We start from the raw sequence: 18104 nt of genomic DNA, 5'->3' as shown, positions 1-18104 counted from the left end.
AATGTTTAACGGCTTTTGCAGCTCAAGCCTATTGACGGTAGCGAGATAGAAAATCAGCAAAGCGATCCAGCGCATTGCCCAGTTGATCTGCCCAGGGCAAGGTGACGATACGCACATGATCCGGGTCCGGCCAGTTAAAGGCCGTTCCCTGAACCAGCAGGATTTTCTCCTGTAACAGCAGATCAAGCACCATTTTTTGATCGTCCTGGATATTAAATACACCAGGGTCGAGTTTCGGAAAGGCGTAGAGAGCACCCTTGGGCTTGACGCAGCTGACCCCAGGAATGGCATTCAGCTTGTCATAGGTAATATCCCGCTGAGCCAGCAGGCGCCCGCCGGGCAGAATCAGATCGTTGATTGATTGATAGCCGCCCAGGGCCGTCTGAATGGCGTGTTGGGCCGGTACATTGGCGCACAGACGCATTGAGGCCAGCATGGTCAGCCCCTGAATGAAGTCGCTGGAACGCTGCTTGGCAAGGCCACCGGAAATCGTCATCCAGCCTGAACGGAAACCGGCACAGCGGTAGCTTTTTGATAGCCCGTTCATGGTGATGACCAACTGATCATCCTCGGCGAGTGCGCCTGTAGCGGTGTGTTCGACGCCGTCATACAGAATCTTGTCGTAGATCTCATCGGAGAACACTACCAGATTGTGTTGATGGGCAATCGCCAGCACTTCGCGAATGACCTCCGGCGGATAGACGGCCCCGGTCGGGTTGTTGGGGTTGATCAGCACGATAGCCCGGGTATGGCTGGTCACCTTGGCGCGAATGTCGTCCATGGCGGGTGCCCACTCTGCCTGTTCGTCGCACAGATAATGTACGGCGCGGCCGCCGGAAAGGTTGGCGGCGGCTGTCCACAGCGGGTAGTCCGGCGCAGGAATCAGCACCTCATCGCCGTCATTCAGTAGCGCCTGCATGGCCATCACGATCAGCTCGGAAACCCCGTTGCCGATATAGATATCTTCAATGCCCACGCCGGGTATCTGCTTGCGCTGGCATTCCTGCATGACGGCCTTGCGGGCAGAATACAGCCCCTTGGAATCGCAGTAGCCCTGGGCTGTCGGCAGGTTACGCATCACATCCTGCAGAATTTCTTCCGGCGCCTCGAAGCCAAAGGGGGCCGGGTTGCCAATATTCAGCTTCAGGATGCGCTGGCCTTCTTCTTCCAGGCGCTTGGCGTGATCCAGCACCGGCCCACGGATGTCGTAGCAGACGCTGTCGAGCTTGTGTGACTTGCGTAGCACGGGCGTTTCAGAGCTCTTTGTTATCGTCATGATGTCTTCCAATAAGCGTCGTTATCGTCTGTTTCTTCTACCGGGGCAGGGATGTCGTCAGGCGTTTCCAGTGTGATGCGGCCAAGTTTGCCATCTCTTAGCTCATGCAGCAGCACTTCTGCACCGCGGTGAAGGTCAACCTCGCCACCGGCTCTCAGGCCGCCGCGGCGGCTGGCAATCTGCTTGAGAATGGCATGGCCATCAAAGCCGGCCAGGGCCAGAAAGTCAGGACGCTCAGGGCCATCAGTCTCAACGTTATGAGTGCTCTGTAGTGCTTCATAGGCAGGCAGGGAAGAAAGCTTGTAGCGGCTTTTCAGTGCCTCGGGGTAGCGTTTTGCCAGTTCAGCGCAGGCCACAATACCCACATCCGTATATTCAATGGCAGTATCGCGGATGGCACCGCTGGCCGCCAGTCGGTAAGCACTGGCCTGATCTTCAATCTTGGGCCATAGCACCCCGGGCGTATCAACCAGCGCCACCCGGCCATCAATGCGAACTTTCTGCTGGCGCTTGGTGACGGCGGGTTCATTGCCTGTCTTGGCGATCTTGCGTTTGGCCAGTCCGTTGATCAGGGTCGATTTGCCCACATTGGGAATGCCCATCACCATCACGCGAACATCGCGGTCAGCGCGTACTTCGCCTGCCAGGCTATGGCAAAGCGCCGGGATGCTTTTGAGTTCTCGGCTATTGGTCGTGGTGATCGCCAGTGCCCGAGTGTCGGGCTGGCTATCGAAAAAAGCCACCCATTGCTGAGTGCGCTCAGGGTCGGCCAGGTCAGCCCGGGAGAGAATTTTCAGCACCGGCTTGTGGCGCGCAAGCTCTGCCAGCATCGGGTTGGCGCTGGAATAGGGCAGGCGGGCGTCAAGCACTTCAATAACAACGTCAATTTCGGGCAGCGCTTCCTTGATCTGGCGGCGCGCCTTGTTCATATGACCGGGGAACCAGCCGAGCATGGGTTTCTCCTGAGAGCACAAAAAAAGCGAGCCACCATTCTAGCAGAAGGCGCTCGCATTGCCGGACTAACAATTCGCTGTGCTATTGAAGTAGGGGGTTATTCGCCAGGGTGAAACTCAACGGCCACTGAGTTAATGCAATAGCGCAGCCCTGTGGTGTCAGTCGGGCCATCCGGGAAGACGTGCCCCAGGTGGGCATCACATTTGGCGCAGACCACCTCGGTTCTGTGCATGCCGTGGCTGGTATCGGTGTGTTCTTCAATACGGTTCTGGCTGAAAGGACGGTCAAAGCTTGGCCAGCCACACCCGGCGTTGAATTTGTGTTCGTTTTCAAACAGCGGCGCATTGCAGCAGACACAGTGATAGATGCCATGGGCATCAGTGACGTTGTAATCACCGCTGAAGGGCGGTTCAGTGCCTTTTTCGCGGGTCACACGATATTGCTCGGGGGTTAGCTGTTCGCGCCATTGTTCAGCGGGTTTTTCCAGTTTGGTCATGGCAGCCTCCTTGAAAAGGCGATATTAAAAAGGGTGGCAAAATCCATTTTCTGTGTCCAGGTGTCTGATTAGCTTATCTGCCAGCATGCGATATCTGCCTTCGTGATACCAGCTGAGATTGATGCTTGACACTTATTCACGGGCTGATTATTATACGCGCCACCTCGACGAGGTAACGCAGCGTCCCATTCGTCTAGTGGTCCAGGACACCGCCCTTTCACGGCGGTAACAGGGGTTCGAACCCCCTATGGGACGCCACTTATCAAGTCAGGGTTATCGGAAGTGCTGTCAGGTTTGCGGGAATAGCTCAGTGGTAGAGCATCGCCTTGCCAAGGCGAGGGTCGGGAGTTCGAATCTCCTTTCCCGCTCCAAGATCTAGCGGTACAGAACGGTAGGCGAGGGTCGTGAGCTGGAACGCCAGTCCGATCGCATCACCTTCCCGCTCCAGAATTAGCCGATAATTGCGTCCCATTCGTCTAGTGGTCCAGGACACCGCCCTTTCACGGCGGTAACAGGGGTTCGAACCCCCTATGGGACGCCATCCGATAGACCAGTTTTACGCGGGAATAGCTCAGTGGTAGAGCATCGCCTTGCCAAGGCGAGGGTCGGGAGTTCGAATCTCCTTTCCCGCTCCAAGATCTAGTAGTACGGAACGGTAGGCGAGGGTCGTGAGCTGGAACGCCAGCCCGGTCGAATCACCTTCCCGCTCCAAGATTTAATAAGTCCCATTCGTCTAGTGGCCTAGGACACCGCCCTTTCACGGCGGTAACAGGGGTTCGAACCCCCTATGGGACGCCATCAGTTCTAGCGGTACATCAAGCGGGAATAGCTCAGTGGTAGAGCATCGCCTTGCCAAGGCGAGGGTCGGGAGTTCGAATCTCCTTTCCCGCTCCAAGTTTCACTCCTCCTTCTCCGATCTGTTTGACAACGAAAAGTTGATCGAATGGTTATCTCCTGTACGCATCTGTATATTCCCGAAAAGCTTGAAAACGGCAGATTCGCCCTTATATCTCTCCTATTTACTTTCATTGCTGACAGGACATATTTATGGCCGAACCGGCACTGTCGATTCGTGGGCTTACCAAAGTCTACGACAACGGCTTTCATGCTTTAAAAGGCATTGATCTTGATGTGCAGCAAGGCGATTTCTTCGCCCTGCTGGGGCCTAACGGCGCGGGCAAATCCACGACTTTGGGCGCCGTCTGTTCGCTAGTGCAGAAAACCAGCGGCAAGATCACTATTTTCGGTATCGATACAGATCGCGACTTTGCCAAGGCAAAGTATCAGCTGGGTGTGGTACCGCAGGAATTCAACTTCAACCAGTTCGAGAAAGTGCTTGATATCGTGCTGGCTCAGGCGGGTTACTATGGCATGACTCGCCGTGAAGCGCTGCCAAGGGCAGAAAAGCTGCTGACCGATCTGGGCTTATGGGACAAGCGCAACGGCAGCGCCCGTATGCTGTCTGGCGGGATGAAACGCCGCCTGATGATTGCCCGGGCGCTTATGCATCGCCCCAAACTGCTGATTCTGGATGAGCCGACCGCCGGTGTGGACATTGAGCTGCGCCGTAGCATGTGGGAATACTTGCGCCGCATCAACCGCGATGAAGGCACTACGATTATTCTCACCACACACTATCTGGAAGAGGCCGAAAGCCTGTGCCGTAATATCGCCATCATCAACCACGGCGATATTATCCGTAATACCAGCGTGCGCGCCTTGCTCAAAGAGCTGAATACAGAAACCTTCCTGCTCGATATCACTCAGCCACTTGATAAAGCCCCGGAAGTGGAAGGCTTTGAGCTGAGCCTGGTAGAGCCTACCCAGTTAGCCCTGGTGTTCCATCGTGGGCAGGAATTGAACGATGTGTTTGAGGCGCTCAGCCAGCAGGGCATCAAGGTGGTGTCCATGCGTAACCGTGCCAACCGTCTGGAAGAAATGTTTGTCTCCATGGTAGAGGCGGGCAATCACGCCATCGACCAGAAAGCCGCTGAAGAGGGGATTCCAGCCAACCAGGGCTCTGCATCGGCTAAGGAGGCGCGCGCATGAATGCAATGCAAACGCTGGTCGCCTTGTGGACGGTGGTGCTTAAAGAGATCAAGCGCTTTACCCGTATCTGGCCACAGACGCTTTTGCCGCCGTCCATTACCATGACGATGTACTTCATCATCTTCGGTAACCTGATCGGTTCGCGGATCGGGGCGATGGATGGCTTTACTTATATGGATTTCATCGTGCCGGGGCTGATCATGATGGCGGTGATCACCAACAGCTACTCCAACGTGGCCTCTAGTTTCTTCTCGAACAAGTTTCAGCGTTCGGTGGAAGAAATGATGGTCTCGCCGATGCCAAGCTGGGTCATTCTGTCGGGCTACATCTTTGGCGGCATGGCCCGTGGTTTGGGGGTTGGCCTGATAGTGACGCTTGTGTCGCTATTTTTTACCCGTCTCACCCTGGAGCATCCCTTCCTGACCCTGCTGGTGGTGGTGTTAACCTCGGCACTGTTCTCGATTGGCGGCTTTATCAATGCGCTGCTGGCCAACAAATTTGATGATATTTCTATCGTGCCAACCTTTATTCTGACCCCGCTGACCTATCTGGGCGGTGTGTTCTACTCGATTTCCATGCTGCCGGACTTCTGGCAGGCTGTTTCCATGCTCAACCCGATTCTGTATATGGTCAACGTCTTCCGCTATGGCTTTCTGGGCGTGTCGGATATACCGGTTGGCTGGGCGTTAGCGGCCATTTTTGGCTTTATACTGGTGCTGTTTGTGGTGGCGTTGAAAATGCTGGAACGCGGTAAGGGGATTCGCGCATGAGTCATCGTCCTGAAACCCTTGCCAACGCACCGCTTGGGCGGGAATCAAACTACCCGGAGCAGTATGACGCCGGGCTTTTATATCCCATTGCTCGCGCTGCGAATCGTGCTCCTCTGGGCATTGATGACACTGCGCTGCCGTTTACCGGTGAAGATGAATGGCATGCCTTTGAAATGAGCTGGCTTAACCAGCGTGGCAAGCCGATTGTCGCCGTGGCGCGCTTTACGTCGCCAGCGGAATCGCCGCACCTGATTGAATCCAAATCCTGGAAACTCTATCTCAACAGCTTTAACCAGACCCATTTTGCAAGCTCTGCAGCGGTTAGCAAGCGTCTGGTGGAGGATCTTTCCAAGGCTGCCGGTGCCCCAGTCAAGGTTGAGTTGCTTGATGTCGACAGCCCAGAGCTTGCGCCTCAAACACTACCAGGGGAGTGCCTGGATGAGCTGGATATTGCGGTAGCCGCCTACACGCCTTCGGCTACCCATCTGGAAGTTGGCGATGAGCAGGTGGAAGAAACCCTGTATTCCCACCTGCTGAAATCCAACTGCCCGGTAACCGGCCAGCCTGATTGGGGTAGCGTGCTGATTCGCTATAAAGGCCGTAAGATTGAGCGCGAAAGCCTGTTGCGCTACGTTATTGGCTATCGTCAGCATCAGGATTTTCATGAGCACTGCGTCGAGCATATCTTTACTGACCTGATGCGTGTCGCCGCTCCGGACGAACTGCTGGTGCTAGCCCGCTATGTGCGCCGAGGCGGTCTGGATATCAGCCCCTGGCGGGCAACCCCCGGCATGGCGCCACCTCGCCCGCTGCGATTGGCACGCCAATAAGCGTATTGAATTCGAAAAGCTCGGTTATTTCCGATCAGGGAGCCACTAATGGACGCACTGACACTACTGCATGAGCGCAGTTCGATGGGTAAATTGATGGCCCCCGCGCCATCATCTGAAGAGATGGAAACCATCTATCAAGCCGCCCTGCGCGCGCCGGATCACAAGGAGTTACGCCCCTGGCGCTTTGTTGAGTTCAGCGGTGAAGGCCTGGACCGACTGGGAGAACTGTTCGCAGAAGCGGATTTCCAGGAAGACCCCAACGCTGATGATGCCAGCCTCAACGCTGCTCGCAAGAAGCCGCACCGTGCGCCCATGGTGATTGCGATGGTCGCCAAGGTCATCCCGGATAACCCCAAGGTACCCAAAATTGAGCAGGTAATTTCTGCAGGCTGTGCCGCACACGGTATTCTTCTTGCTGCCCATGCGCTGGGCTACGGCGCCATGTGGCGCAGCGGCAAATACGCCTTCGATCCTGTGGTACGCAAGGGGCTGAATCTGGGGGAGGAGGATCAAGTGATTGCCTTTATCTACCTGGGCACCCTGGGCGGGCGGCACAAACCGGTTGCCCAACACAGCACCAGTGACTTTGTTGAGCGCTGGGACTGATATGGCCAGCAGACCCGAACGTCAGCCTGGCATTGCTCACCCACGCCTGCCATTGCCGGAAGGCCCGGAAGACCTGCTAGACTTTCAGCGCTGGCTGGAAGAGGCGATCCCTATGGTAGCTGCGCTGGGGATTCAAGCGATGAGCGAGGAGGAGGGCGCCCTGATATGGCAGCTAGCGCTCGCGCCCAGCCTGAACGACAAAGGCACCGGCTTTGGTGGCGCCCTGACCGCCCAGGCCACCCTGCAAGGCTGGTGCTGGGTAACACTCTTTCTGCGTCAGCAAGGCTTGCAGCGTGATGTGGTCGTCGCCGATGCCAGCCAGCGCTTTATCGCCCCGGTCACCGATGACTACCGGATGATATGTACCCCCGAGGAGCCTGCAGGCTCTCAGCTATTGGCCGATAAACTGCAAACCCGTGGGAAGGGCAGTATCACCCTCAAGCAGCAGCTTTTTTGTGGCGACACCCTCTGCCTTGAAGCAACAGGGCGCTACGTTGTACTAGCCAGCACCTGAGGCTGAACCTGAGGCTGAAAAAGAGTTGCTATTTTGCGACTTAGGGCATAGAATATGCGCCGTTCTGTTGAGAAAGGCAACGCCTTAAACAACCGAGCAAAAAACGCGGAGGGGTGTCCGAGTGGTCGAAGGAGCACGCCTGGAAAGTGTGTAAGTCGAAAGGCTTCGAGGGTTCGAATCCCTCCCCCTCCGCCAAAAATTTAGATTAAGCCGCTGATTTCAGCGGCTTTTTTGTGCCCGCAACTTGGTCAACCCATGCGTTGATCCATATCCCCCCATTGGCTTCTATTGAAACGTAAGAGAAGTTCTTGGGCGAATGTCCTTCCAAGACACCAAAAATCTTGGCCCCGGAGTTTTCAAATCACTCATCCAAACCTGCGATCCTCCGCGGGCTGATATCTCTACGTCACATCATGAAAATCACCGCAGTCACGCTGATCTGTATCAAATGACAGGGTATACATTCTGTAACAGAGATGATTGAATGAAAGGCAGATAACGACCCTGAACGGGCATAGCTAACTCTTGCTATCAACTTCATGAGAGCATTATGTAGATATGCTTTGGTATAAAGCCGGTGAGGATATACCCGATAGAAGCCATCGGTATGGTGCTGATGAACCTCGGTATGTGCAAAGATATGACATTCGCGTTATGAAGCTCCAATAAAAATTAAGGCCGTGTTTTGTCAATTATTTTAGTTTTAAAAAAATCCGATGGCTAATTTTATTCGGTAAATTTCTTGCTAAGGAAGTAGATGGTTATGAGTAAAATTAACAGAAATAAACTCGAAAAAGGTGATTTTGAGTCCTCTATCCGATTTGCCATTAGAAATATTGTAAGTTTTGGCGATACGGATATATTTCCGTTTCCTTTAGAAACAAGAATGCTCGATGACTGTGAAAACCAAATACTAGAATTATTTAAAGACGTGCACTCTAGTTTTAGTGAATCACTAAACTCATTTCCTCCGTTAAATGTGGATTGCTGTTCTACAGTTGGGTATTACGGGTTTAGGTGGGCAACGCAAATTGATCCTATTTGGAATGTTTATTTTCTGGGTTTAGTTGTTAGCTTGGCTAAAAAAATTGAAGATCAGAGGCTTTCTTCGAAATACGTTTATTCCTATCGTATATATTTAGATGTAGATAGGTATTCTCTTTACTCAGAAGAAGTCAACTGGAGGAAGTTTCAGTTTGATAGTCTGGAGCTATGCGAAAAAAATGATGCCGTATCACACGTTGTTGTTTGTGATATCGCAGATTTTTATACTCGTATTTACCATCATCGCCTTGAGAATGCCTTGGACAGGCTGGACTCAGGAAAAAATATATCTTCTAAGATAAAAGCATTAGTTCAGTATTTTTCGGGCACAAACTCATATGGTCTTCCAGTCGGGGGCGCGGCTTCTCGGATTTTGTCTGAATTGATTCTTGACTCGGTCGATAGAATAATGAAGCTCCACCGAATTGAGTTCAAGCGATATGTTGATGATTATGTGATTTTCTGTAAATCGAAAGAAGAGGCGCACTCGGCTCTCGCTTTTTTGAGTCGTAAGTTGATGGAGAACGAAGGACTTACGCTCCAGAAGCATAAAACAAATATAATGTCTAAGGATGAATTTGTTAACATTACAAAAGCTAAACTCAAAGGAGTTGATGAAGACGAAAAGTCCCCGATGAAAGCCAAATTTATGAGTCTTCCAATAAGGTATGACCCATATTCTCCGAATGCTGATGAGCAGTATGAAGGAATTAAGCAATCACTATCTGGGTTCGATCTTCTTGGGATGCTAACTTCGGAGCTTCAAAAATCGAAGATAAATCAAACTTTCAGCCGTCAGTTGATAAAAGCCTTCGCGGTTACAGATGACAAACAGCTTTCAAGTGCTTTTCAAGTAATTTCTAATAATTTCAATGACCTTTATCCTATATACACAACTATAATGCAGGTTGCTATAACCAACTGGAACCGCCTAAGTGAAGAGACGAAATCAGAGGTGCGGTCAGTAGTAAGTGGGCTTGTAAGTGAAAAATCTTTTATTTTAAAGACAGATATTAATGTTGCTTATCTTATAAAATTGCTTGCTCAGGAACACTCCGCTGAAAACGAGGAAATTCTTCTTATTTTTTATGGTGAATACTCTGACAGCGTTCTTATACGTCAGTTAGTCACTCAAGTAATGACCAAGTGGAAAGCACATTACTGGCTTTCTGATATAAAGAAAACATTTTCTACAATGGATGCGCGTCAAAGGCGAACATTCATATTGGCATCATATTTTTTAGGCGATGAAGGCAAACACTGGCGGGACCATAATAAGAGAAATTTCAATTCAATAGAGCGCCTTTACCGAGATTGGGCGGCTGAGCGAGTGGGGAAAAAAGATCTGGAGAATGCTTTATGATTTCCGAAACCACGTTCTCTAAAAAATTTACTTCCTTTTGGTCTCAGTTACTTCCAAATGCCAATAACTATATAAGGTTAGTTAATGAAGCAATGGTGAAGTCACTTTACGCGCCAGAAAAACCAGTGAGAAATGAAAATGTCGCATTGTGTAATACAATTGCTTTCGAGATTTTTCGGCTAGTAAGGATTGGAGAATTACAAGAGGGTGACCTTAGATCTGGGTCAATATTTTCAAGTGTCATTTTCAATAAGTTAGCAAAAGATTGCGAGAGTAAGTTGAAAATATTTAGTCGCGGGAATTCTATGAAGCTTCCTCTCTTAAAAGACGAGCTACTTGATATTTGTTCGATTGCAATTCACATGGTTAAATATTTCCCAGCAGGAGCTACTGACATAACTTTTTCGCCAAAGTTTGAAGGGTTGGGGATCTTAAATAGTGCCGAGGGCGATATTATTTTTGCCGACTCTTTGATCGAGGTTAAAGCTGGATTTAGGAATTTTAGCGTCAATGATATAAGGCAGTTGTTGGTATATCTTTCCCTGAATCATTATAGCAGGTCACCTTACATAATAAGAAATGTAGAGCTATATAATCCAAGAATGGGAACGGTCTTTGAAGAAAACGTAGAGCGGATTTGTGATGATATAAGTGCACTTCAACCTTCTGATTTATATCATCAAATTCTTATTTTTGTAACTGAAAATAATTTCATTGAGCTACCGGATACTTGAGTCACTTCATTTTGAACTTATGGAAAGAATCTAAGGTTATATTAAGTATTGGCTAATTAATATTTAAGGTATACATGGCGGTCTCAAGTTCCAAGTGCAACGCTATTGACGAGTTCTAGAACCGCCGACGCCCTGCGTACTCAAACCAACGCGTGAGGTAGGCATCATATAAGAATAATCTGAAAATCCGCTCCTGGCCGATTGCTGCCTTTAGCTACAACAAAGAAATCATGATGATGTCCACCCAGTAATCTGGCCCTATGCTGTGTGACCACTTTGCAGCTATCGTGCTGCGGGGATATCCTCAAATCGGATTAGCCAATGTTGACTAATCAGAATCACGTTGGGGCTCTGGCGGTGAAGACATCTCCAAGGCGTTTCAGTACGCTTACTGGACAAGACGCTCGCGGTTAAAGAAAGTAGCATCGCTTGCCGCTGATGCGTATCTAAACCGACCGTATGCATTTCCAACTCTGACCGGAGAACACCATGTCTTCACCCCTTGTGACTACCCAATGGCTGCAGGAAAACCTGGATAACCAACGGTTGGTGCTGGTTGACGCGAGCATGGCGACGGTTATTGGTAAAGAGCCGATTGTTTATGATCAACCGGTGTGGATACCGGGCAGCTACCAGATTGACCTGGAGGGTAGGCTCTGCGACACGCAATCTTCCCAGACGCACGCCTTTCCTACTGAGAAACAGGTCACTGGGGAAGCGCATAGGCTGGGCATTACGGCTGAGAGTCTGGTGGTGGTCTATGACAATCAGGGCATTTATTCAGCGCCTCGAGCTTGGTGGATTTTTCGGGCGATGGGTGTCAAACACGTTTTTGTGCTGGATGGCGGGCTGCCGCAGTGGCTGGCCGAAGGGCGAGAGGTGGTGTCTGCGCCGGTTGCCAATGCGGCAACATCCGGCAGCTTTGTGGCTAATCTTGATCATAACCGGGTTCGGGACTCGGCATATGTTTTAGACCATCTGGAGGATGATCAGGTAACGGTCATTGATGCCCGATCCCGTGAGCGTTTTCTGGGGCAGGCGCCAGAACCCCGTCCAGGTGTGCGCGGCGGCCATATTCCCCATTCCTGCAATCTACCCTTTGCTGAGGTGCTGGAGGGTTACCATTTCAAGCCCGCCAGCGAACTCAAGGCAATATTTACTCAGCTTGCTCCAACCTTGCAATCCGGCAATGGGCAGCAGATGGTGTTTTCCTGTGGTTCAGGTATCACCGCCTGCATTATTTTGCTGGCAGCTGAGCTGGCCGGGTATGATCATCTATCACTGTATGACGGTTCCTGGTCAGAGTGGGGCAGAGATGATTCGCTGCCAGTGGCTTAGTGCTGCATGTGCGGGCAACCCTTATTGCATGTAGGGTGGTTGCCAGTGAGCTTCGACACGATTGCCCGTGAACTTGCCACCCAAGTCGAGTGATATGAATACCTCGAAAGAAATTTTGCTTGCTTACAACAATCGGTGAAGCCCCTCTTTATTGATAAGGGGCTTTTCCTGTTATTTATCAGTGTAATCGGTATGTAAGTTTTGGACATTCGATTTAATCTAAATTAACATCTGCAAAAAACATAGGCTTGGTGCTTGCTGCTAGACCCTAACGTTCTCGGTATCGGGTATGTCTACCAACGGAGATAAGCATGAGTAAGCTCAAAGAAGAAGTTCTGGCAGCAAACGCGGACTATTCCGCTAATTTTGGAGAGAAGGGTAACCTGCCCATGCCTCCAGGGCGGCACTTCGCCATTCTGACTTGCATGGATGCCCGCCTTGATCCAGCCAAGTATGCTGGCCTTGCTGAGGGTGATGCCCATGTCATCCGCAATGCAGGAGGACGAGCCAGTGATGATGCGATTCGCTCTCTGGTGATTTCCTACAAATTGTTGGGTACACGCGAGTGGTTTGTTATACATCACACTGACTGTGGTATGGAGACGTTTACTGATGATGTGATGCGCAAGCTGTTGCGCAGCAGCCTGAAGTGCGCCAGCGTAGATGCAACCGGTTGGCATGACGCTGGCGGCGGTGGTGGCTCTGCGGAGGGTGAGCACATCAGTTGGCTGACTATTTCTAACCTGGAGCAGAGTGTTCTGGAAGATGTGCAGCGTATTCGCAATCATCCTCTGGTGCCTGGAGATATTCCGATTCACGGCTACATCTATAACGTCAGTAACGGCAAGCTGATTGAAGTACCAGAAGCCACCGCAGCAGGGCGCTCCAAATAGATTGTGCTAGATAGATAGCCAGGGTGGGCACAAGATAATGGTGCCCATCCAACAAGGGCATAAGCGCAGATCTGCGGCAGCCTTTTAACTGCTGTGTCATCACTTGTCAGGTTCATGTTGCCGGCAAGCGCTAAAGATTAGGCCGTGTGTGGATTCCTCTTCTGTAAGCATTTGCTAGATTGCACCGAGGTGTTTTCCTGTGGTTCCGGTATCACCGTCTGCATTATTCTGCTGGTGGCTGAACCTATTCAGGCTCCCGGTCAACCCTTATGTACGCCGGTCAACAAACAGACTGTTACCTGCCACTTTTTTGGCCTGATGCTTGAGTGCAGACAGTTCACTGGCGATATCCAATGCTTTAAGGCCGCTGCTCGGCGCGACCGGTTTGACCGCCACTGACACACTGAAAAAAGGAAAGAAGGTGGCGTTGCCTTGGCGATTCTCGACGTGGATGCCGCCTTGTGTGCGGTCACTTTCTTCATAAAAACCCGGTGCCATCGTTTCAACATGCTGCAGAATTTGCTGGATAACACTTTCCCAATGCGCCAGGGGCAGCAACAGCATGAAGTCATCCCCACCAATATGGCCGGTAAAACCGCCGACGCTTTCCACCTGAGACTGAAGCAGTCGTGCGATTGAGATGATGACGTGGTCGCCTCGGGCATAGCCATAGGCATCATTGAAAGCTTTGAAATTATCCAGATCGACGTAAGCGGCAGCAAAACCTGTGCTGGCTGCCAGATGATCACTCAGCGTTTCATTGATGAGAATGTTGCCGGGCAGGCCGGTTAAAGGGTTGGCATGACGCGCCTGGCGCACCTGAATGGCCGTGATTTCGCGTAGCAGGTCAACAATATTCCCCATTCCCTGGTAATGGCCCTTGCTATCCACAATCACGAAGTCTTCCTGTTCAATGTCGTGGCTGTCCGTCAGGCGCTGGCTGAGGGTTTCCAGCAACATGTTTGTCTCTGCGCTCAACATCCGCGTATCCGCCACCTGCATCACCGGGGTTTTTGCATACAGCGAATGGCTGTAGGGGTTGGTAAACAGGGCCAAAAACTGGTTGCGGCGCAGAACCCCCAGAGGTTTGCCGTCATTGACCACAGCGACACAACGCAGCTCCGGATGGTTGCGAAAACGCTCAGCCAGCTGTGGGATAGAAGCTTCTGGCGAGACTGGCTCGACTTGTCTGCACAGGGTGCCCGCGCTGCGCCCAGGGTTATGGCTGATATCTGCCGTTCCCGGCAACGGCATGGTCAAACGCTCAATGGGTGTGGCGCTTGGGCGAGCAAAATAAAACCCTTGAAGAAGCGACAGGCCACGATCAAGTTCCCACAGGCAGAGGTGTTCTGCCGCTGTTTCAACGCCCTCTGCGATCAATTTACAGTTCAGGCTGCGGGCGACTCCCAGGATGGAGCCGAGAAATTCACGCTTGGCGGAATCACGGTCAATGCCGGAAATGAAATGCCGGTCAAGCTTGACGAAATCCGGGCGCAGCTCTGACCAGTGGCGCAAACTGGAATGCCCGGCTCCCAGATCATCCAGCGCGACCTGAAAGCCCATATCACGATAATGATCGACTGCCTGACGCATCAGGTCATAGTCATGAATAGGCACATGTTCGGTCAACTCAATGACCACCTGCTCAGCCGGGATACCGGCTTCGCGGATAAATCCAAGCGTCAGGCCCTCTTCAAAATCACGTTCGATAATGGTCAAGGGCATGACGTTGAGAAACAGCATGCCCGGTAAGGCAAGCTCGGCATAACGCTGAATGGCCAGGCGTCGACACAGCAGATCAAGCTCGACCAGCTTGCCTGTCCCGGTGGCCACCTCAAAAAGCCGCAGGGGTGAATGCAGAGGAGAGTCAGCAGGGCCACGCACCAGGGCTTCATACCCAAAAATACGTGGCCCACTGGCATCGACAATCGGCTGGAAGACAATCTCAAGCAGTTCCTTGTCGATAATGCGTTCCAACCATTGTGCTTCATGCGCTGTCATGCTGGTACCTGCCCCGCTTAACCTAAAGTGACAATCATGCGGCATAGGTGTGACGGTAAAATGACAGGCTTCCCCGGAGCTTGGCTATCTTTTTGATTATCAATGTGATTATGGCCTGCCGGTGGCGGCTTCGGCGGCACCCGACAGCGCCGCCCCGTTGTTTCCAGCGGGACGGAATATGTTCAGCGCTGTGGCTACCGCTGCGCTTTCATATGCTGCAAGCCTTTGTTCCTGCTCCCCATCATTGTTAAGCTGTTGATATCCCCCTAGGGGGGATAAAACGACGTTTACTCATAATGGGGCAAGCAGGCCACAGGCAGGCGTGTTTGTTCGCGTAAGGTGTGCCATGGAACTCTTTCAGGATAAGCGCTATCGCCATCTTTTCTCGGCACAGGTGATTGCCCTGATCGGTACCGGCTTGACCACCGTAGGGCTTGCCTTGCTGGCCAGTGAGTTGGCGGGAAACCGTGCGGGTGAGGTGTTGGGTACCGCACTGGCCATCAAGATGATCGCTTATGTGGGAGTGGCCCCTGTAGTAGGCGCTTACGCCACCCGGCTGCCGCGGCGTGCGCTGTTGGTAGCGCTCGATCTGATGCGCGCCTTGGTGGTGGTCAGCTTGCCGTTTGTCACAGCGGTATGGCAGGTTTACGTGCTTATTTTTCTTCTTAATACGTTTTCAGCGGGATTTACCCCCGTGTTTCAGGCGACTATCCCCGATATTTTTGAAGATGAGCGTCGTTATACTAAAGCGCTTTCCATGTCGCGCCTTGCCTATGACCTGGAAAATCTGTTGAGCCCGCTGTCTGCTGCCATGTTATTGGCGGTCATGTCGTTTAATGCGTTATTCGTGCTTAACGCCGCTGCTTTTATGCTGTCGGCGCTGCTGGTGGTGAGTGTTTCGCTGCCCTCATCACAGGCACCAGCCAAGGTAGTCGGGGGCGTGTGGGCGCGATTGACCCAGGGTATCGGTATCTATTTGCGTACCCCCAGGTTAAGAGGCTTATTGGCGCTGAATATGGCCGTCGCCTCTGCTGGGGCCATGCAGATTGTCAATACTGTGGTCTATGTGCGCCATGTGCTTGAAGCGGGGGAGGCCGATGTGGCGATTGCGTTTGCGGCGGCGGGCAGTGGTTCGATGTTGATCGCGCTATCAATGCCTCGCCTGCTCAAACGGTTGAACCAGAGGGCTGTGATGCTGGCCGGGGGGATGCTGATGAGTGCTTCCTTATTCGGCGGGCTGCTGTCTCCCGATTTTTATGGCTTGCTGTTGTTATGGTTTGTGTTGGGAGCGGGGGCGTCGATGGTCATGACGCCTAGCGGGCGGCTATTGAAGCAGTCCTGCCAGGCTGACGAGCGCCCCGTTCTATTTGCCGCGCAGTTTTCACTTTCCCATGCCTGCTGGCTGATAGGTTACCCCCTTGCCGGCTGGCTTGGGGCTTCTCAGGGTATGGCGGTGGCGTTTGCCGTTCTGGGAACGATAGCCTTGGCCTCCACCCTGGCAGCGATGCGGCTATGGCCTGTGCGCAATGCAACGTCTGCCGTTCACAGATAGCGCACAATTGCCTTGAAATCCTCTATTTTTACCTGCTGTTGTGGGTCAATTTCATCCAGCGAGGTTTCCAGGCAATGGTCAATATGATCCTGTATCAAGGTTCGTTTTGCCTGTTGAATGGCCTTTTCAACAGCATGTAGCTGCTGGGCAATATCGAGGCAGGGGCGCTCATCCTCAATCATCCGGGTGACGCTTTGCAGGTGACCATTGGCGCGTTTCAGGCGTTTGATAATATCAGGATGGCTCTGGTGTGGGGGTGAGGTCATTGTCCGCTCCTGCTGTTATCCCCAAAGAATAAATGAAACATCTTCACACGCGTCGCCAAGTACTGCCAGGGCTACGGTGAGGTGGTTGTTGTCAGTATGGCGGTGATCAGCAGGATAACCATCACCAGCAGAATCTCTACGGCAATACTGCGTTGTAGCCGCCGGGAAGCGTTGACGTCGCCACGTTCAAAGGCGGGTACCCAGCGCCATTTATTGGCCGCCGCTAACAGCAGCAGTATCGCGACTATCATTATTTTACCGGCCAACAGCTGGCCATAATCGGTGGTCAATAGTGCTACAGGCCCACCGGTTAGCCATGCTGCCAGCGTGATACCCGCAATGACCAACAAGCCCACCACTACCATGGCAATTTGCCCGAAGCGGCTAAGTATTCGCGCAGTGTTGGCTGGGTCGTGACGGCTGCCTGCCAGGCAGTAAAGCGGCCAGAGTGACGCCACCCAGAAAGCCGCTGCCAGCAGGTGCACCATCAATAAGCCGGCGAGCAGCAGGCGTGGGGAATTCACGCTATGCCCGACCTGAGTAAATGCCAGCAGTAACAGCAGGATGCCCGCCAGGCTCAGGCTGATATTGAGCTTGGGTAGGGCGGGTTGATTAAACTGAAATGCCTGAACCAGCAACAGCCCGATCACTGAAAGCATCAGGCGGGTACCTTGGGCGCTCTCAAACACAATGCCGAGCAGCATAGGGTCAGTGGCAGCGGTAATATTGCCGCCTCCCAGGTAACCGGCTTGTAATGGCCATTGCAGCATCACCAGAGCAATCCCCACCCAGGCGGTGATAATGCCCATACGGGCGACACGCCTTTGCTCGTCATCAGGAAGGGTCGGAAACGCCAGACGAAACAGCACTGCTCCCATAGCAATAAGAGCACTCAGATAGACCCCAGCCGCCACGCCAATCATCATGGCGCTCCAGGCGTCGATCTCCTTGATGGCTGACCACCAGGCCACAGGTCAGTCCTCAACCGAGAAGTTGAAGCTCTCCGACATCATATGCCCGTCAGTTGATAGGCCACGCCAGTTGACCTCGTAGTCTCCTGCGGGAAGCACTTGCTGCGGTTTGGCAAAAAAGCGTTCAACTTCTTCATTGCCTGGTTGGCTCTCAAGGCGCACAACACCGTCAGGGCCTGTCACCTCAAACTGGGTAATCCGCATCACGCCATCAAACACAACACCAATCTGTTCAGGAGACCCGTTTACAGTGGTGCCATTCTCCGGCGAGGTCTCGGTGGTTTCCTGATGAGCCAGTACCGGTACTGCCAATGTCAGTAACAATGACGCTAAGGCCGCTCTGGCCGGAAAGATTCTGGTGCGATTGCTCATGTTTAATTCCTTGCGTCTTGTAATGAGTTGTTGGGGCAATGCTTTTCAAACAGCTTTTACACACTAGCGACT

The 18104-nt window shown here is 52.2% G+C and carries 17 protein-coding genes and 7 tRNA genes; 17 read left to right on the top strand and 7 right to left on the bottom strand.

What is annotated here, in order from left to right:
• Positions 1 to 28: 28 nt before the first annotated feature.
• The 3 genes from OR573_10930 to msrB all read right to left on the bottom strand — a co-directional run bounded on the left by OR573_10930 (position 29) and on the right by msrB (position 2726).
• Positions 29 to 1276 carry a pyridoxal phosphate-dependent aminotransferase gene (locus tag OR573_10930; GenBank protein XGA79016.1) on the bottom strand — a complete coding sequence of 416 codons (1248 nt, stop codon included), beginning with the start codon at positions 1274 to 1276 and terminating at the stop codon, positions 29 to 31.
• Positions 1273 to 2229, bottom strand: coding sequence for a ribosome biogenesis GTPase YlqF (gene ylqF, locus OR573_10925; GenBank protein XGA79015.1), 957 nt, complete (start codon positions 2227 to 2229; stop codon positions 1273 to 1275). Before ylqF ends, OR573_10930 begins: the two co-directional genes overlap by 4 nt.
• A gap of 98 nt (positions 2230 to 2327) precedes the next feature.
• A complete protein-coding gene (gene msrB, locus OR573_10920) occupies positions 2328 to 2726 on the bottom strand; it encodes a peptide-methionine (R)-S-oxide reductase MsrB (protein ID XGA79014.1) in 399 nt (132 codons plus the stop codon).
• A gap of 182 nt (positions 2727 to 2908) precedes the next feature.
• Between msrB and OR573_10915 the strand changes: the two genes are divergently transcribed.
• The 16 genes from OR573_10915 (at position 2909) to OR573_10840 (ending at position 12870) form a co-directional block, all read left to right on the top strand.
• Positions 2909 to 2984 (top strand) — tRNA-Glu (locus tag OR573_10915).
• A 38-nt stretch (positions 2985 to 3022) separates the two neighbouring features.
• Positions 3023 to 3097, top strand: a tRNA-Gly gene (locus OR573_10910).
• 94 nt (positions 3098 to 3191) lie between these two features.
• Positions 3192 to 3267, top strand: a tRNA-Glu gene (locus OR573_10905).
• A gap of 19 nt (positions 3268 to 3286) precedes the next feature.
• Positions 3287 to 3361: transfer RNA gene (locus tag OR573_10900), tRNA-Gly, on the top strand.
• Positions 3362 to 3448: 87 nt separating this feature from the next.
• Positions 3449 to 3524: transfer RNA gene (locus OR573_10895), tRNA-Glu, on the top strand.
• 21 nt (positions 3525 to 3545) lie between these two features.
• Positions 3546 to 3620, top strand: a tRNA-Gly gene (locus tag OR573_10890).
• 153 nt (positions 3621 to 3773) lie between these two features.
• A complete protein-coding gene (locus tag OR573_10885; protein XGA79013.1) occupies positions 3774 to 4775 on the top strand; it encodes an ABC transporter ATP-binding protein in 1002 nt (333 codons plus the stop codon).
• On the top strand, positions 4772 to 5545 hold the full coding sequence (locus OR573_10880) for an ABC transporter permease (protein ID XGA79012.1): 774 nt from the start codon (positions 4772 to 4774) through the stop codon (positions 5543 to 5545). The genes OR573_10885 and OR573_10880 overlap by 4 nt, the downstream gene beginning before the upstream one ends.
• On the top strand, positions 5542 to 6375 hold the full coding sequence (queF, locus tag OR573_10875; protein XGA79011.1) for an NADPH-dependent 7-cyano-7-deazaguanine reductase QueF: 834 nt from the start codon (positions 5542 to 5544) through the stop codon (positions 6373 to 6375). Before OR573_10880 ends, queF begins: the two co-directional genes overlap by 4 nt.
• 48 nt (positions 6376 to 6423) lie before the next feature.
• Entirely contained in the window at positions 6424 to 6984 is a 561-nt protein-coding gene (locus OR573_10870) for a nitroreductase family protein (GenBank protein ID XGA79010.1), read from the top strand.
• Between the two features lies 1 nt (position 6985).
• On the top strand, positions 6986 to 7498 hold the full coding sequence (locus OR573_10865; protein XGA79009.1) for a YiiD C-terminal domain-containing protein: 513 nt from the start codon (positions 6986 to 6988) through the stop codon (positions 7496 to 7498).
• Positions 7499 to 7605: 107 nt separating this feature from the next.
• Positions 7606 to 7693 (top strand) — tRNA-Ser (locus tag OR573_10860).
• A gap of 568 nt (positions 7694 to 8261) precedes the next feature.
• Entirely contained in the window at positions 8262 to 9905 is a 1644-nt protein-coding gene (locus OR573_10855; GenBank protein ID XGA79008.1) for an RNA-directed DNA polymerase, read from the top strand.
• Positions 9902 to 10639: a hypothetical protein gene (locus OR573_10850; GenBank protein XGA79007.1), complete on the top strand. Its 738-nt coding sequence runs from the start codon at positions 9902 to 9904 to the stop codon at positions 10637 to 10639. Before OR573_10855 ends, OR573_10850 begins: the two co-directional genes overlap by 4 nt.
• A gap of 489 nt (positions 10640 to 11128) precedes the next feature.
• Positions 11129 to 11977, top strand: coding sequence for a sulfurtransferase (locus OR573_10845; protein XGA79006.1), 849 nt, complete (start codon positions 11129 to 11131; stop codon positions 11975 to 11977).
• Between the two features lie 311 nt (positions 11978 to 12288).
• Positions 12289 to 12870: a carbonic anhydrase gene (locus OR573_10840; protein XGA79005.1), complete on the top strand. Its 582-nt coding sequence runs from the start codon at positions 12289 to 12291 to the stop codon at positions 12868 to 12870.
• 267 nt (positions 12871 to 13137) lie between these two features.
• Here OR573_10840 and OR573_10835 read toward each other — a convergent pair whose 3' ends face one another.
• Positions 13138 to 14871: an EAL and GGDEF domain-containing protein gene (locus OR573_10835; GenBank protein XGA79004.1), complete on the bottom strand. Its 1734-nt coding sequence runs from the start codon at positions 14869 to 14871 to the stop codon at positions 13138 to 13140.
• Positions 14872 to 15217: 346 nt separating this feature from the next.
• On the opposite strand from OR573_10835, the gene OR573_10830 reads away from it, so the two are divergent.
• Complete coding sequence (locus tag OR573_10830; GenBank protein ID XGA79003.1) at positions 15218 to 16423, top strand: MFS transporter; 1206 nt, start codon at positions 15218 to 15220, stop codon at positions 16421 to 16423.
• Here OR573_10830 and OR573_10825 read toward each other — a convergent pair.
• From OR573_10825 to OR573_10815, 3 genes are all read right to left on the bottom strand, one after another.
• Entirely contained in the window at positions 16414 to 16689 is a 276-nt protein-coding gene (locus OR573_10825; protein XGA79002.1) for a metal-sensing transcriptional repressor, read from the bottom strand. The two genes, OR573_10830 and OR573_10825, sit on opposite strands and share 10 nt — an antisense overlap.
• Before the next feature lie 71 nt (positions 16690 to 16760).
• On the bottom strand, positions 16761 to 17660 hold the full coding sequence (locus OR573_10820; GenBank protein ID XGA79001.1) for a CopD family protein: 900 nt from the start codon (positions 17658 to 17660) through the stop codon (positions 16761 to 16763).
• 3 nt (positions 17661 to 17663) lie between these two features.
• A complete protein-coding gene (locus OR573_10815) occupies positions 17664 to 18032 on the bottom strand; it encodes a copper resistance protein CopC (GenBank protein XGA79000.1) in 369 nt (122 codons plus the stop codon).
• Positions 18033 to 18104: the final 72 nt, after the last annotated feature.

Origin of the sequence: Halomonas sp. CH40 (assembly GCA_041875495.1) — a bacterium.
Classification (GTDB): domain Bacteria; phylum Pseudomonadota; class Gammaproteobacteria; order Pseudomonadales; family Halomonadaceae; genus Vreelandella.
The sequence above is the reverse complement of the archived record's forward strand: the minus strand, read 5'-3'. Positions and strand labels throughout refer to the sequence as shown.